The organism is Pseudoalteromonas sp. HL-AS1 (genome assembly GCF_031198785.1).
Taxonomy (GTDB): domain Bacteria; phylum Pseudomonadota; class Gammaproteobacteria; order Enterobacterales; family Alteromonadaceae; genus Pseudoalteromonas; species Pseudoalteromonas distincta.
Map to the genome: position 1 here is coordinate 81195 of NZ_CP133569.1, position 17276 is coordinate 98470.

Sequence of the window (17276 nt, forward strand, 5' to 3'; positions counted from 1 at the left end):
TTAATGCAATTGGTATAACTACCGTAATTACATTAACTTTAGCGGTTTTATTTCAATATTGGTTTTATCGGTATTTACCCATACTTCACCATCTTGAATGGTAATGGCGAGCTTAATTCCACGATCAACCAAAGCAGCAAGTGCTTGTGTTGCTGCGTAATCAAGGCTAAAAATACTTAGATTTTTAAATTCATACAATTTAGGTTGATGTTTTTGCCACCAAATTGCTTGATTGTTTTCACCATAAGTATACAGCACCACTTTTTTAGATTTATTACAGGCTTTTTTAAGGCGTTTCTCATCTGGTAAGCCAAGTTCAACCCATAGTTCTATTTCTTCACTATAGCTTACATGCCAAAGTTCAGGCTCATCATCAGCACTTAACCCTTTAGTAAATTCTAAACCATCACAGCTATTTAGCGCAAAAGCGAGTAAGCGAATCATCAACCTTTGGTCGGTTTCTGATGGGTGTTGAGCCAAGGTTAAATTAAAATCTTGATAAACGTGGCGGTCCATATCGCTAAGCGATAACTGCACTTTCATAATGGTGGATTTAAGAGCCATAACAACTAATCTGAAAAAATTTGCGCCAGTATAGCGCAATTAAATGAATTGCCAGTTAAAATAGCGGTTAATTATACGTTAGGAGTTAAAAATGGCTATCCAGTGGTTCCCTGGGCACATGAATAAAGCCCGCAATGAAATTAAAGAAATAATGCCACAAATGGATGTGATCATTGAAGTGCTTGATGCGCGCATTCCCTACAGTAGTGAAAACCCGATGGTGGCAACCTTGCGTGAAGGTAAGCCGGTCATCAAAATTTTGAACAAAGCTGATTTAGCTGATCCTAAAATGACTCAAATCTGGAAAGATTATTTTGAGCAAGAAAACGGTGTTAAAGCGATTTCTTTTGGGCATGATAAAGCAGCTGAAGTACACCGTATTAATGAGCTTTGTAAAAAGCTAGTGCCACATAAAGTGGGTGTAGATAAGCAAATTAAAGCCATGATCATGGGTATTCCTAACGTGGGTAAATCTACGTTAATTAATGTATTGGCTGGGCGTATAGTTGCAAAAACAGGTAATGAGCCTGCTGTTACTAAAGCGCAACAACGCATTAAGCTTGAAGACGGTATTATGCTTTACGATACGCCAGGTATGTTGTGGCCAAAAGTAGAAAACGAAAACTCAGGTTATCGCTTAGGCGCCACCGGTGCCATTCGTGATACAGCACTTGAGTATGAAGAAGTAGCAAGTTACACAGCTGAGTACCTATTGCGTGCATACCCTGAGTTATTAAAAGGGCGTTATAAAATAGATGAATTACCAGAAAGTGATTGGGAATTTGTTGAAATGGCGGGGAAAAAACGCGGCTGTATTCGTGGTGGCAATCAAATAGACACATACAAAATGTCTGAAATACTAATCAACGAATTACGCGACGGTATTATTGGCCGTATTACTATGGAAACCCCGCAAATGCGTGAGGAAGAAGAAGTAATGGTTGCTGGTTTACGCGCTGCAGCAGAAGCTAAAAAGGCAGCTAAAGAAGAAGAGAAAAAACAACGCCGAGCACGCGCACGTAAAAACCGTCGTTAATTGATTTAGTTTAATTTAACCAACTAAATTACAGACATAAAAAAAGCCCGTAAGGGCTTTTTTAGTTTCATATCTACCGTCACCGATATGAGCAATGTAGCAAGTAAAATAGTAGGGCGGTTACTCATCATCAACATCAAGGGGCGTTGCGGTTCATAACAAGTAACCATAGCTGTTTACGTGCGCCACACGTTGTTTCAGGGTCGAGAAACAAATCAATTCATTCCTTAACAAGTGGTATGCAATCCGTCTTGTTGATATTGATTATCAGTTAGATCTAACTGCCTGTCAACACCTAAATACAAATAATTCTTATTATTGATAAGTTTGTTTTTTATTCATATATAAATCGGCTAGTGAGTACTAAAGTACATGCTTAATTTCATAAAAATTTAGACTCATGCGGCGGTACGTTAAAAATTGGTGAGTCAGACCTACTTGGTGCAAGACTAAGTGTTTATATTCCAAAATAATAAGAGCATTAAACATGACTTATTCAGTAGTAATAATTGAAGACGAAGTAGAGGTAGCACAGCTTTTAGCGCAGTACTTGTTATTACCAAATGGTATTGCAGGCAATCAAACGCCAAAGCAAAGTTTAAGGCAAGCACAGTATCAGGTAGTGGGCATTGCAGGTAATTTAAGCACGGCAACAGCTTTGCTGCATGCAATTGAACCTGATTTAATTTTACTCGATATACACCTGCCTGATGGTAATGGCTTAGATTTGTTAACTGATTTACGACGACGAACAATTAAAAGTGAAGTTATGCTGCTCACGGCTGCAAAAGAGGTTGAAACCCTTGAAAAAGCAATGCAGTTAGGCGCATGCGACTTTTTAGTTAAGCCATTAATGTTAAACCGACTAGATCAAGCACTTGCACGTTTTGAATCACGTCAGCAATGTTTTTCTGATGCAAGTGAAGTAACGCAGTCAATGGTTGATACGTTATTTGGCTCAAAGCAGCAAACCAACACGTCTGTTCGTTTACCAAAAGGGGTCGACCAACTTACCCTGCAAAAAATACATGATGCTTTTGTAGAGCACGCAACCACTGCATTTACTGCTCAGCAAATGGGCGATTTGGTCGGTGTTAGTCGCTCTACAGCACGTCGTTACTTAGAGTATTTGCTTGAATCAGGTAAGTTAACAGCGGATCAAAGTTACGGCAGTATTGGCCGCCCTGAACGTTGCTATAAAATAGCGAAGTAACTTGGTGTATCTGAAACTTAAGTATTAAACGCTATTAATTTCAATGTCTTGTGATTTTTTTGTTATGTTTGATATTTAATAGATTCTGACGATAAAAAAAATATGTTGAATTGATTGCATTTTAAGCGGCTTGTATGGTGATGTTCGCATTAAGTGATGTTATACTCCTGCCGAATAATTTATCGACTTTATTAAGAGTAAAATTAATGGCAGATTTATCGAAGTACAGAAACATTGGTATTTTCGCGCACGTTGATGCGGGTAAAACCACAACTACTGAGCGTATCCTAAAGCTTACAGGTACTATCCACAAAAGCGGTGAGACACATGATGGTGAATCGACTACCGATTTCATGGAGCAAGAAGCTGAGCGCGGTATTACTATCCAGTCTGCGGCAGTAAGCTGTTTCTGGAAAGATCACCGTTTTAACGTTATCGATACTCCTGGACACGTTGACTTCACCGTTGAAGTTTACCGTTCACTTAAAGTATTAGATGGCGGTGTGGGTGTATTCTGTGGTTCTGGTGGTGTTGAGCCACAATCAGAAACTAACTGGCGCTACGCGAATGAGTCAGGTGTTGCACGTATCATCTTCGTAAACAAATTAGACCGTATGGGTGCTGATTTTTACCGTGTAACAGCGCAAGTACAAAAAGTACTTGGTGCTACTCCACTTATCATGACTTTACCAATCGGTATTGAAGACGAATTCATAGGTGTTGTTGATGTTTTAAACAAAAAAGCATATGTTTGGGATGAGACAGGTCTTCCAGAAAACTACACTATTGAAGACGTTCCTGCAGACATGGTAGAGAAAACTGATGAATACCATGAAATGCTTATCGAAACTGCTGTAGAGCAAGACGATGACCTAATGGAAGCGTACATGGAAGGTGAAGTACCTTCTATCGAAGATATCAAGCGTTGTATCCGTAAAGGTACTCGTGACCTTGCTTTCTTCCCTACTTACTGTGGTTCTGCGTTCAAAAACAAAGGTATGCAATTAATTCTTGATGCTGTTGTTGACTACTTACCTGCTCCAACAGAAGTTGATCCTCAACCTCTTATGGATGAAGAAGGTAACGAAAATGGCGAATTCGCAATCGTATCTGCTGACGAACCTTTCAAGGCGCTAGCATTTAAGATAATGGATGACCGTTTTGGTGCATTAACTTTCGTACGTATCTACTCAGGTAAGCTTAATAAGGGTGACACTATCCTTAATGCGTTTACTGGTAAAACTGAGCGTGTTGGCCGTATGGTTGAGATGCAAGCAGATGAGCGTAAAGAGCTTACTTCAGCACAAGCTGGTGACATCATTGCTATCGTAGGCATGAAAAATGTGCAAACTGGTCACACTCTATGTGATCCTAAGCACCCAGTAACACTTGAGCCAATGGTATTCCCAACTCCAGTAATCTCGATTGCTGTACAGCCTAAAGATAAAGGCGGTAATGAGAAAATGGGTGTTGCTATCGGTAAAATGGTTGCAGAAGATCCATCTTTCCAAGTTGAGACTGATGAAGATTCAGGCGAAACTATCCTTAAAGGTATGGGTGAGCTTCACTTAGATATCAAAGTTGATATCCTTAAGCGTACTTACGGTGTAGACCTTATCGTTGGTCAACCACAGGTTGCTTACCGTGAAACTATCACTCGTGAAATCGAAGATAGCTACACGCATAAGAAACAATCTGGTGGTTCTGGTCAGTTTGGTAAAATCGACTACCGCATCAAGCCAGGCGAAGTTGCTTCAGGCTTCACGTTTAAATCATCAGTTGTTGGTGGTAACGTACCTAAAGAATTCTGGCCTGCAGTTGAGAAAGGCTTTAAGTCAATGATGGGCGAAGGTGTTCTAGCTGGCTTCCCAGTATTAGACGTTGAAGTTGAACTTTTTGACGGTGGTTTCCATGCCGTGGATTCATCTGCAATCGCGTTCGAAATCGCTGCTAAAGGTGCTTTCCGCCAATCGATCCCTAAAGCGGGCGCACAACTTCTTGAGCCAATCATGAAAGTTGACGTGTTCACTCCAGAAGATCACGTTGGTGATGTAATCGGTGACCTTAACCGTCGTCGTGGTATGCTAAGCGACCAAGAAGCTGGTTTAACTGGCGTTCGCATTAAAGCTGACGTTCCGTTATCAGAAATGTTCGGTTACATTGGTTCACTACGTACAATGACATCTGGTCGTGGTCAGTTCTCTATGGAGTTCTCACACTACGCACCATGTCCACAAAACGTAGCTGACACAGTAATCGCTGCAGAAAAAGAGAAAAAAGCTGCTAAGTAATTAGCTCCTTAACTCTTTAAAAAAACCCGCACATGTTGCGGGTTTTTTATTACCTATAATTTGGTTTTATTTTTTATAGTTTTTTATAACTGCTCCTTATTACTGATTAGTCCTATATTTATAATTAATGAAAAGGTACTAGAGCAATTTATTTATATTGTTACAAAGCAGGGGTTTGCTATACACGTCTATGCACAGAGCGTTATATCAATAGTGAGGAAATTACTGTTGTATCATTTAGCTCGTTTTTTCTTTTCACTATTTTTAAGTAGAACTGGAGAATGGTAAGGTTTTTCATTTTTATAACTGGCAACTTGATGATGAAACGCAATCAGCTATTTCTAAAATGTACTGTAATAAGTTAGCTAAAAAAGTAGAAAATATTAGCGGCAAATGTAGCGCATGATTTTTTAATTTAGATAGAAAAAAGGAGCAATTAATTGCTCCTTTTTTGTTTTTATTTTATAACGCGCTAATTAAACTTTTTTATAGCCTTAGCTTTTAGCGCTTTCATCTTTAGCCTGCGTGGCTTTTTAAAAGATTGTATAGGCATTGATACCATATGCTCTTGTGGCAGTGCCGGAATTGTTTGTGGGTAAGTTCCTTCCTCTGGCACGGAAATCTCTTTTAGATGTACTTTAAGCGCCTCTAGAGTTGAGTCGTTATCAACTTCACTAGGGCAAATAAATATACCTAACTTTCTTAGCTGTACGCCGAGTTTGATACTACTGGAATAACGGATAATTGGAGCACCTAATACTAAGCCTAATAATATAGGTGATAGCCACCAAAAGAATACAGGTGTGAAGTAGTAGGCTGTGCTGCCCCATGCTATAGCCACAATAGTAGAGAATAACGTATAACCAAACGCTTCTTTCCACGGGACCATACGACCTTCGCGCGGTTGTGCATCCCACTTCACTTTTTTACCTAAAAATACGCAAAGTACAAAGTAAGCATGAAATACCATCATTAATGGCGCAACAATAATAGCAAATACGGTTTCAATGATTGAACCTAGTATGAGCTTAATTGAACCACCAAAGCGTTTGTTTCTATGTATTAGGGTGACTATTACGCCCATTAATTTAGGCATTAATAAAATAACAATAGTTAAATACAAGAGTGAATCAATAAGATCGGTTTTAGCTATTTGCCATGTAGGAAATAATTGATAAACACGGTTAAAGTACACATCACTATTTAATGCGCGCGTTACTGCATCAATAGTACTTAGCGCTAGCATTGAGAGCCAAATTAGTGATGAAATATAAGCGGTTGCACCTAATAGAAAGTGCAGCTTACTCATTAATTTTAATTTAGATGACGATAGTAAACCTAAGTGCTGAATATTACCCTGCACCCAGCGTCTATCGCGTACAGCATAATCTAGAATATTACTTGGTACTTCTTCGTAGCTGCCTTCAATGTCTGATAGTAATAGTACATCCCAACCTGCACTATGAAGTAGTGATGCTTCTACAAAGTCATGACTTAAAATCTCACCGCCAAAGGGTGCATTACCTTTGAGTGTTGGCAAGCCACAGCACGTTATAAATGCTTCAACTCTAATGATTGCATTATGACCCCAGTAGTTGGCTTTATCTGTTTGCCAAAATGCTGAGCCAGTAGCGAGCATTGGGCTATATAGCACTGACGCAAACTGTAAAAAACGACCAAAAAAGGTATCTTGACGAACAGGTATTGGAATCGTTTGGATCAGGCCTGCTTGTGGGTTGTTTAGCATGCTTGTAGTAAGTTCTAACATACATTTACCGGTCATTACGCTATCTGCATCAAGCACAATCATATGGTCGTAATTACTTCCCCAGCGCTCACAAAAGTCGGTTAGGTTACCTACTTTGCGGTGTTTGTTATCTTCGCGACGACGATAAAAAACATGCTTTGCTGTATCCCCTAAACGTTCGCACAATGCATGCCATGCACTTAGCTCGTTTTTAACTATTTGAGGGTCTTGTGTATCGCTTAATAAATAAAAATCAAAATTATCAAGCTGACCAGTTTCTTTTAACGATTGTAGACTTACTTCAAAGCCCGCGATAACACGGTGGGTATCTTCGTTATAAATAGGCATTACAACGGCGGTTTTCTGAGCGTTAATTGCCTCGTTATTGAACTCAATTGGTTTAATACGTTTTAACGTAAGCGGGTCAATTCGAAACAACTGTAGTACAAAGCCGATTGTGCCACTACAAAAAGCCGTTACAATCCAAGCAAATGTGATTGAGAATAATACTAAAAGGGCATACTCAAGTAATGTCATACCGTTTGAGCTTAAAATCTCAAACATAATAGATATGCCGTAGCCAGATGTGCCAAGTGCCGCAATGGCAAATAGCCATACTCTTAGTGTTTTGAATGGCATTGGAGTGCCCCTACCTTTATTACTTGATGTCATTTGGGTACCAAACATAGCTCCATACCTCGCTAATTTCTTTGTCACGTAGTTTTAACGATAAACGCATATCAACGGGTTGATCGTCCTGTGGTGCAATTTTAAAGGCTACACGCCATCCACGTGAATCCGGAAGTTTTTGTACATTCACGTCGGTTACTTCGCCTGTTGTAAGTTGAATGTCGGCATCTAGTTTTAACTGTTTAGACAGTTGATTTATTTCTGAACCAGTAAAATCAACAGTAAATTGGCGGTGGCTTTTTGGTGGTGGGTTGTCCTCACCTGGTAAAGCGGCGCTACCAATTCTTGTACGTAGTACACGTGCTTTCTCGTGCTGAGTTAAAACTGAATTAAAGGTGGTCATTTTGTAGCTTAATTTTAATGAATCTCCGGCCTTCATTGGTTTTTCTGGTACCCAGTAACTTACGATATTGTCGTTAGTTTCTGTATCAGTCGGTATTTCTACAAGCTCTACACGACCATTTCCCCACTCACCTTGTGGTTCAATCCATAGGCTAGGGCGGTCGTGGTAATGTGCTTCTGTGTCTAGATAGTTATTAAAGTCTCGGTCTCGTTGAGCTAACCCAAAACCTTTTGGGTTATTGTACGAAAATGAAGTAACGCTGAGTTGTGATGGGTTGTTAAGAGGACGCCATACCCACTTGTCATCAGCAGATTGAGTTAATAGGCCATCCGAGTCATGAACTTCAGGGCGATAGTCATCAAAAAATTTGGTGCTGTTTTCGCCGTGATAAAACATACTCGTTAATGGTGCTACACCTAGTTTTTTAATATCTTTACGCGCAAAAATCTGCATATCAACATCAACTAGCATATTAGTTGTAGGGTCGACGCTAAATTTGTACGCACCAGAAATAGATGGACTATCCAACAATGCAAAAATGGTGATTTGTGTTTGGTCGGCCTTTGGTTTAACTAACCAAAACTCTTTGAACATTGGAAATTCTTCACCCGAATTTTCAGCAGTATCAATGGCAAGGCCTCTTGCTGATAAGCCATAAACTTGTTGAGGGCCAACGACTCTAAAATACGATGCTCCCTGAAATACCATTACTTCGTCTTTATACTCGTTAGTATTTAATGGGTAATGTAAGCGAAATCCAGCATGGCCTAGTTGAGTGCCCGCCACACTTTTAGCTATTTCTTCTTGTAGTGGTGCAGCAGTGCCATCGTATTGGTAAAAGTCAGTGCTGAAAGGTAAGCGGCTACGTTTAGAGTCGCTATCAACAGTATTTATTGTTACGGGGGTTTTATATAAAAAACCAGGGTGGAATAATTGCAGCTCGTACAAGCCTTCATCTTTCCATACCGCTTTGTCTTTTTTAAATCGAATTGAACGGTAGTCTTGATAATCAATATTATTTAGTGCTTCAAGCTCGATGTTTTTAGGTGCCACATATTCTTCGCTTGCTAACTTTTTAGCGCGAGCGCTAATTACATCAAATAAGCTACTTTGTGGAATTGCTACATCAACAGTTGCAGCAATCGCTTGGTTGCTATTGCCCCAAGTCGAAAAAATAATAAGTAGACCCAGTAGTGGTGCTGATTTTTTTTGCCATTTAGGCAAGTTTTGGGTTAGTTGTTTCATTCTCATTCCTTTATAAAAACACGACTTATTTTTACGTTTAGGGTAAATATTGATTTTGTTTTGTAAGTATCTTCTAATTTACTTAAAGCAAAATGTGAACCCTTATAAAAGTTCATATTTTTCAATAGGAAAAACCAATATACATAAGTCATCGAGGTTTTTGTTGTGTAAAATTCACTCAATCTTATGTAGTTGTTGCTTATTAAGTACTAGAAGACTCACTAATCGTATGAACATATTACGGGGAGTTTAATGAAGCTTGTCTGAATTACATTTGTATAAAATAAAAAAGCCGCAAAAGCGGCTTTTTAAATGTTGAGATTAAAGTTGGTTATTTCGTTTTGAATCTACGCACTATTGATAGTGGTGCTAAAAGAAGTGATAACCATAATAATGAACCTGAATCGTCATCATCAGAGCTCGTTTCAGTGATGTTAATTGTAACTGCTACCGAATCAGACACGTTATCTGCGCTATCTTTTGCTTGCACTGATAGTGCAATTGTACTTTCAACGTCAAAATCAAGTTCACCGGTTACAATAAGTTGACCTTGTTCATTAACTGTAATTATCTCACTACCCGACACTATAAATTCAACCACTGGCGATACATCCGCATTCGGATCACTGAATTCAAGCGTGCCGATAATTGTGTCAATTGCGCTATTTTCATCAATTGAAAAAACTTGGTCAGCAGCAATTATTGGTGTTTGTTCCTCAGGAGTTAAAATTACCTCAGATTTAATATCAATAATTACAGGGTCGTGATCTGATGCACGGTATGCACTTTCAGAGTACAAGCTAGATTGTTGACCTTCGCTTTTAAACTCTACATTGTAATCAAGCGAAATTGGTTCATCAGCATTAATATGCCAATCTTTAGCCGATACTACTTTGCTAAGTAACGATGCACTTGCTACAGCATGGTCAAGGCTACCTGCACGACCAGAGAAGCTATAAGAGTAACCAAGTTTATTGCCATCAAGCTCTGCAACTACACTTTTATATCCTTTATCTGCAAATGCACGTATTGGATCTTCCATTGCGTAAGCATTCATATCGCCGACTAAAATAGTATCTTCATCATTAACACCGGTTGGTTTGCTATCAAGCCAATCTGCGAATGCATTAGCACCTTCTGTGCGTATTTCATTCCAACAGCCTTGGCCATCACCTGAATCTGCATTGTTTCCAGAAGCACTACCACAGCTTTTAGATTTAAGGTGTGACACAGCAACAGTAAATACTTCGTCAGTTTCTATTGATTTAAAGCTTTGTGCAATTGGAGCACGGTTACTAAAATCAAATGGAGTCTCAGCCGTAATAGCAGCAGTACCTACTTCTTCTACCTTGTTAGCACGATAGATAAGTGCGGTAGTAATTGCATCTGTACCAATTTGATCTACATTAAAGTCAACAAATGCATATTGGTTAGCTGAATCAGCTTCGTTTAATGCATTTACTAAGCTTGCAATTGCACTAAATTCACCAAAGCCATCATTTTCGATTTCCATTAAACCAACAACATCGGCCTGGATAGCGCTAATTGCACTTACAATTTTAGCTTCTTGACGAATAAATTCAGCTTCAGAGTCTGCACCACGCGCTGTAGGAAACCCTTCACCTTGGCCATCACCATTAAAGTAATTAAGCACGTTAAAGCTAGCCACACGTAAATCTGCTTCTGCATTAAGCTCTGGCGCATCTTCACGTGCATTTGTCGCAATAAACTGAGGCGCTAAAGTTGGGTGAATTCGGTAAAGACCAAAGCTATAAGCAAGTGCCCCTGTAACAGTATTTACTGTATCGCCAGTGCGTAATGTATTTTCTGCAGATAAGCCTGGAGCTGGGTAAGCTGTCGGGTCTAAGTTTTGTACTGTAGAGCCATCATCTAGTAAAATCTTTTTAAGTAGATTTTCTGTTTCAACTGCATTAGCTGCATCTCCAGGTAATGCAATTTGAGTCCCTTGATATAAGCGCTCTGTAGCTAATTCAACTTCACCATATCTACCAAGACCAAAGTTATTAGTAACCACTAATGATTGCTCTAATGTAACTAACATACCTTCAAAAGCTTCTAAATCAGTTGCATCAGCTAAAGGTAAAGTGATTTTTGTAGCTGCTACAGCTAAACCTGTATTACAAACTACTACTTGGCTTACGCTGCCAATTTGTGTTGCATCAAAATACTCTTCAACAGTACCTTGTACGCGCACATGGTCACCAACATTTACATCAGTATCTGCAAAATAAACAAATACACCTTCAGAGGTTAGTGGGTTGGCATCTATATCGGCAGCAAGTGAGCTAACAAAAAAACCTTTTAGTTGATCATCACCTTGAAAATCGGAGCTTACAACACCTTCAAGTTCTACTAATGTACCTACAAGTGGGCTAGCAGAGCCGTCACCTTGAATAGCATTTATTAGTGTTTTTTCTGCACCACAAACTAGTGGTTCAAGTGGCTCTGGTTCAGGGTCTGGCACAGGAGCGGTACCGCCGTTTCCTGTGTGTGAACCTAATCCATCAAAGGTGTCAATATCAAACTGTTCCCATTCTTCGCTAGGATCAAAAATGGCTGTCGAGTCAGTTCGGCCTGTGGTAATGCTATCTTTTCTTCGCAGCGTTTTGTTAACCGTAGTTACACCCCCTTCAGACCACTCTGAACCCGGATCAAAACCAACTTGACCAAAACTATCAACAATTACACCGTCTTTAGTTAAAACAAGGGCATCATCACCGTTATAGTAGGTTACTGTGCTGGTTTCATCTGCAATATCAAGTATTGCAGCTGCTGCACTGGGGTTTGAAATAATGTAGGTGGTATTGGCGGCCAATGTTCCGGTTAAATCAATCGAGTTGCCAACCGAACTGCTACCATTTGAATAGAGTCCTAAAGTATAACCTTCAAGAGAAAGCTCCGTATCAGCATTATTATAAAGCTCAATTGCTTTATTATTACTGCTTCCCTCTATATATTCTGAAATGATTAGATCAGCGGATGCTGGTGCACTGAGACTTGCTATAACAAGTGCGAGTGGTGTTATTTTTGTTTTAAACATTTTTTTATTATTCCCGTGTATTAATCCCAAAATGGGACACCAGTTTAGAGAATAAATATGACGGAAATAATACAAAAATGTAAACGAATGTAAATAAAAGGCGGTTTAACCGCCTTTTAATAAAAAATTACTTTTTAGCTAGATATTTTGCGGCTTGCTTAGCAAAGTAGGTTAATATTCCATCGGCTCCTGCACGCTTAAATGCAAGTAAAGATTCCATTATTGTAGCCTCTTCACTTAACCAACCGTTATCAATTGCTGCTTTGTGCATTGCATACTCGCCACTTACCTGATATGCGAAAGTAGGTACACCAAATTCGTCTTTAACACGCCGTACAATATCTAAATAAGGCATACCGGGCTTTACCATAACCATATCAGCGCCTTCTTGTAAGTCTAATGCGACTTCACGTATTGCTTCATCAGAGTTTGCTGGATCCATTTGGTAAGTTTTTTTATCAGCACCTTTTAAGTTACCAGCAGAGCCTACAGCATCTCTAAATGGGCCATAGTAGCTAGATGCGTATTTAGCTGAGTAGGCCATAATTCGAGTATGAATAAACCCATCAGCTTCAAGTGCTTCGCGAATAGCGCCAATACGACCATCCATCATATCAGAAGGGGCAACAACATCAGCACCAGCTTCTGCATGGGAAAGTGCTTGTTTAACTAAAATTTCAGTAGTGACATCATTAATAACATAACCTGAATCATCAATGATGCCGTCTTGCCCATGCGTAGTGTAAGGGTCAAGTGCTACATCAGTAATCACACCCAACTCAGGAAAAGCTTCTTTTAACGCTCTTACGGTGCGTTGTGCTAAGCCATCATCGTTATATGCTTCTTCGGCAAATAATGATTTTTTATCCGCAGGCGTTACTGGAAAAATAGCAACGGCAGGTACGCCAAGTTCAACGAGTTCTTTTGCTTCAACAAGCAGTAAATCAATTGATAGGCGCTCAATACCAGGCATTGATTCAATTACCTCGCGGCGATTTTTACCATCAAGTACAAATACAGGGTAAATTAAATCATTTACGCTAAGCTGGTTTTCAGCCATTAAGCGGCGAGAAAAGTCGCTGCGGCGCATTCTGCGCATGCGAGTATATGGGAAAAGGTCTAATCCTGATTGGGCCATACTAATATGCTCCTACTGTGGTAATGGAAAAGTGATTACTTGATTACGGCCATGCTGCTTTGCGTAATAAAGTGCTTTGTCGGCGCACTCAGTAAAAATTTGAGGGTTGCTAACATCATCAGCAATACTGGTGTATACACCAGCGCTAATAGTAAATTGAATATCATTATTGGCAACCGTTACAGTACTTACTGAGATATCAGCTCGTATTTTTTCAGCTATGTCTTGTGCGCCTTCACTAGGGGTATTAGGTAATAGCACAACAAATTCTTCACCGCCATAACGGGCAACTTCATCGAGTGGTCGTTTTAAATGGTCTTTTATAAGGTCAGAAACTGCTTTAATAACTTGATCGCCAATGATATGGCCGTACGTGTCGTTGATATTTTTAAATCGATCTATATCAAGCATAACAATGCTAAGCGGCGTTTGTTCTCGACGAGAGCGACGAAGCTCCATTACCAGTTTTTTATCAAAAAAGCGTCTGTTTTTTATTCCAGTCAATGCGTCTTCAGTATTTAGTAACTCAAGTGAGCGGTTTTTTTCTTCAAGCTCTCTAAGCGTTACTTGTAATTCAAAGGTGCGTTCGTCCACCTGGGATTCAAGTTCTTGGCGAGTTTTTTCTTGTAATTTTAAGCGCTCTTTAAGTAGTGTATCTTGTGCTGTGTTTTCAGCAATCAAGGTCTGTTGGGCAATCACTTCTTCATCGCGTTGTAAAATAAATAACTTCATTACGCTGTAGCATAAGCAAAAAGTGTAACCAAAAAAGCATGCAAATACAAATGCGAGCGTACTTCTGTCAAAGGCGTATAGGCCCATTACTGCAACAGTAAAATAAAGCATTACCACCAAGAAAAAAACCAATACAAGTAATAGTGCTTTGTTTGGTTTAGAAGGCGTTAAACGCACGCACATAAACGTAGTTACAATATAAAAGCCTAAAACGATTGGAGTAGTGATTAAACAAAATAATGTAACTATGTTGTTTGGAAGTAGCCAAATAAATAATAACGAAATGGCTAAAGCGTTAACTACAACTTTTTGAATAGTTAGCAGAAGAGAGGGCCTGGGATGGCAAACTTGCTTTTGCAAAGGCAAAAACATTAAAGTGATAAGCGTAAGTAATATAGGGATCATAACTTGCTGTAATGCAGGCAAATTAGGATGAACGTACCTTAAGCCAAAACCACAAAGGTAGGCTAATACACTACCTAATGTGAGAGATATAACCCCAGCATAAACAAAATAACCTTTACGTGAAAAACCATATAAAACTATGCAACTCACACCCAAAGAAAATATAAAACCAATCAATAAGCCATAGAGTAAATTGAGTTTTCCTTTGTGTGCCAAATAAGCTTCTGGTTGCCACAGTGTTAAAGGGACTCGCAAGCCTGAACTATTCGCCACTTTCATTATAATAAGCGTTTCGCTATTTGCAGGGCTGAGCAGTTTAACTAATAAAGACTCACTTTTAATTTTGCGCTTATATAAGGGGTAGGCATCACCAATTTGAGTATAAGAAAGTAATTGCGAGTTATGTAATTGATATACTTGAACGTGGTTTAGCAAAGGATTGTTTAGTGACAATATTTGCTCAGTATTATAACTAAGTGTGTTTTTTATTTTAAATTTTATCCATACAGGACGCTGCTCTAGTCCTAAATTAAGGGGTTTTCCTGTGTTTTTTTGCCACTGTATATGGCTACTTTGTTGTGCGCTTAATAGCGACGTTGGTTCAAAAGAGTAATACAGGTTATTAATGTTTTGAGAGTTAAAATCGTGTTTTATTATTACTGGGTTTGCGAAACAGCAAAAAGTGAAAAGGAATACTAATAGGCTTAAAAGTGCCTTTGCATAGGCCATTAACGATCTTCTAAACCAAAAACACGGTGAAAGTTTTCTGTAGTTTTACGGGCCACAACTTCTTCATCTATTTTATAAAGTTGTGCAACCGTTTGACAGATATAAGGAAGCAGGGCAGGTTCATTTTTACGTGATTTAGGTTTTGGCTTAACTGTTCGTGGAATTAAAAATGGTGCATCAGTTTCTATTAATAATCGATCTAGAGGAATGCTAGGCACTAGCAGTTGTAAATCTTTTCCACGCCTTTCATCACATACCCAACCCGTTATACCAATATATAGACCTAAATCTAAATATTGCTTTAGAGCTGCTGAGTTACCCGTAAAGCAGTGGAGTACACCGCGAATATTAAACTCTTTTAATATACTTAACATGTCGTCACTTGCATCACGTTCATGCAAGTAAACAGGTAAATCTAATTTTTCAGCAAGTGCTAATTGGCGCCTAAAAACACTGCGCTGTACATCGCGAGGCGAAAAGTCGCGGTTATAATCAAGACCGCACTCACCAATAGCAATAACATGCTTATTATTTGCAAGTATAGTTAGTTGTGCTTCTAGTTCATTAGTGGCTGATTTTGCATCATGCGGGTGAATACCCGCCGTAGAATATTGAAGATGCTTTGTTGCAAGATCAAGTGATTGCTGACTGCTTGCAATATCACAACCAATAATAAGCATATTTGTAACACCCGCTTCATTGGCACGGGTAATTACATCGTGATGCTGCTCATCAAATTGATGATTAGTTAGGTTAACTCCAGCATCAATTAACGTATATGACATTACTTAGTACGTTTAACGCGAATAGAGCGGTTTTTACCGTCTACTTTAAGCAAAAATGAGTTAAATACGCCACGGCTAATTACAACGGAATCGTTTTCTTTTAAACGCATACTGTCAGAGCCAATTTGACGCCATTGTTGGCCGTTATCTAGCGAAATAATTAACTCGCCATAAGCTGCTTCTTTCACTGAAGTAGCCATAGCTTTAATTTCAGTCTCTTTTTCTATCTGTGATTCTTTGTGCTCTAAGCCAAAATCGTCAGTTTTTTCCTTTACTTGCATTGGTGCAGCAGCTACGACTTGAGGTACATTGTTAGCCGTTGGTGGGGTGAGCGTTTTTGTTATTGTTGGCTTTGTTAGTGATTTACCAGCAATTGTATTGTCATAGCAAAGCAATCGGTTAAAGTCATTTTCAATAAAGCTACATGCTTGCAGGGCCTGAGTATTAAATTCAGTTTGTGCAGCAAAAGTAGGCGCACTTAATAAAACCAATAGTGAGAGTAGTTGTTTTTTCATTTTATTCCTCAGATTCTTTTTGTGGTTTGGCGGTATAAAATTTTGCTAAAATTAAACCTAGTTCAAACAAAAGAAGCATCGGAAATGCTAATAATGTTTGTGATAATACATCAGGCGGTGTTAAAAACATCGCCACTACAAAAACACCCACGACGATATAAGGGCGCTTTTCTTTTAAGCTTGTTGTTGTTGTTGCACCACTCCAGCATAGCAGCATTATTGCCACTGGAATTTCGAAAGCGACACCGAATGCAAAAAACAGTTTTAATACAAATCCTAAATAGCTACTTATGTCGGGCGCAAGAGTCATCATTTCGGGGCCGGTACTTGTAAAAAAACCTAAAATAATTGGCAGAACTACAAAATAACAAAAGGCTATACCGCCATAAAATAATATTATACTTGAGGTAAGAATAGGCATAAGCATTTTCTTTTCGTGCTGATATAAACCTGGTGCTATAAATCCCCAAACCTGATGCAATATCCACGGGATCGACGCAAATAAAGCGACAAATAAAGTAAGTTTGAAAGGTGCAAAAAAGGGAGCCGTTACATCGGTCGCAATCATGGTTGCAGTGCTTGGCAAATGCGAAACTAACGGCTGTGCAACAAAGGCGTAAATATCATTCGCAAAATATACTATGGCAATGAAAATAACAAAAATGCTTAATAGTGCTTTTATTAGACGATCACGCAACTCAATTAAATGCGCTACAAACCCCGATTTTACTTCCTCAGCCATTATTTTTTATACCATGTAGTAAGTTGACCGCAAAGTGAGA

At 39.0% G+C, this 17276-nt stretch carries 12 protein-coding genes; 3 read left to right on the top strand and 9 right to left on the bottom strand.

The window, feature by feature from the left end:
* Positions 1 to 27 precede the first annotated feature (27 nt).
* Positions 28 to 564 carry a YaeQ family protein gene (locus RB214_RS00430; protein WP_165744885.1) on the bottom strand — a complete coding sequence of 179 codons (537 nt, stop codon included), beginning with the start codon at positions 562 to 564 and terminating at the stop codon, positions 28 to 30.
* 91 nt (positions 565 to 655) lie between these two features.
* Here RB214_RS00430 and ylqF point away from each other — a divergent pair, with 91 nt between their 5' ends.
* The 3 genes from ylqF (at position 656) to fusA (ending at position 5104) form a co-directional block, all read left to right on the top strand.
* Positions 656 to 1600 (top strand): ribosome biogenesis GTPase YlqF, encoded by a 945-nt coding sequence (gene ylqF / locus RB214_RS00435; RefSeq protein WP_309167913.1) that lies wholly within the window; start codon positions 656 to 658, stop codon positions 1598 to 1600.
* Positions 1601 to 2087: 487 nt separating this feature from the next.
* Positions 2088 to 2813 (top strand): response regulator, encoded by a 726-nt coding sequence (locus RB214_RS00440; RefSeq protein ID WP_222714700.1) that lies wholly within the window; start codon positions 2088 to 2090, stop codon positions 2811 to 2813.
* 206 nt (positions 2814 to 3019) lie between these two features.
* On the top strand, positions 3020 to 5104 hold the full coding sequence (fusA, locus tag RB214_RS00445; RefSeq protein ID WP_024605154.1) for an elongation factor G: 2085 nt from the start codon (positions 3020 to 3022) through the stop codon (positions 5102 to 5104).
* Between the two features lie 472 nt (positions 5105 to 5576).
* On the opposite strand, the gene mdoH is transcribed toward fusA, so the two are convergent.
* From mdoH to tatC, 8 genes are all read right to left on the bottom strand, one after another.
* The gene (mdoH, locus tag RB214_RS00450; protein WP_309167914.1) at positions 5577 to 7538 is read right to left on the bottom strand and encodes a glucans biosynthesis glucosyltransferase MdoH; all 1962 of its coding nucleotides are present in this window, start codon (positions 7536 to 7538) and stop codon (positions 5577 to 5579) included.
* Positions 7510 to 9129: a glucan biosynthesis protein G gene (locus tag RB214_RS00455; RefSeq protein ID WP_309167915.1), complete on the bottom strand. Its 1620-nt coding sequence runs from the start codon at positions 9127 to 9129 to the stop codon at positions 7510 to 7512. Before RB214_RS00455 ends, mdoH begins: the two co-directional genes overlap by 29 nt.
* Positions 9130 to 9460: 331 nt before the next feature.
* The gene (locus RB214_RS00460; RefSeq protein ID WP_309167916.1) at positions 9461 to 12190 is read right to left on the bottom strand and encodes an ExeM/NucH family extracellular endonuclease; all 2730 of its coding nucleotides are present in this window, start codon (positions 12188 to 12190) and stop codon (positions 9461 to 9463) included.
* 127 nt (positions 12191 to 12317) lie between these two features.
* A complete protein-coding gene (gene hemB, locus RB214_RS00465) occupies positions 12318 to 13328 on the bottom strand; it encodes a porphobilinogen synthase (RefSeq protein ID WP_309167917.1) in 1011 nt (336 codons plus the stop codon).
* 12 nt (positions 13329 to 13340) lie between these two features.
* Entirely contained in the window at positions 13341 to 15194 is a 1854-nt protein-coding gene (locus RB214_RS00470) for a diguanylate cyclase (RefSeq protein ID WP_309167918.1), read from the bottom strand.
* Entirely contained in the window at positions 15194 to 15979 is a 786-nt protein-coding gene (locus tag RB214_RS00475; protein WP_182197636.1) for a TatD family hydrolase, read from the bottom strand. The genes RB214_RS00470 and RB214_RS00475 overlap by 1 nt, the downstream gene beginning before the upstream one ends.
* Complete coding sequence (locus tag RB214_RS00480) at positions 15979 to 16494, bottom strand: hypothetical protein (RefSeq protein WP_309167919.1); 516 nt, start codon at positions 16492 to 16494, stop codon at positions 15979 to 15981. The genes RB214_RS00475 and RB214_RS00480 overlap by 1 nt, the downstream gene beginning before the upstream one ends.
* Position 16495: 1 nt before the next feature.
* Entirely contained in the window at positions 16496 to 17236 is a 741-nt protein-coding gene (gene tatC, locus RB214_RS00485) for a twin-arginine translocase subunit TatC (protein WP_309167920.1), read from the bottom strand.
* Positions 17237 to 17276 lie beyond the last annotated feature (40 nt).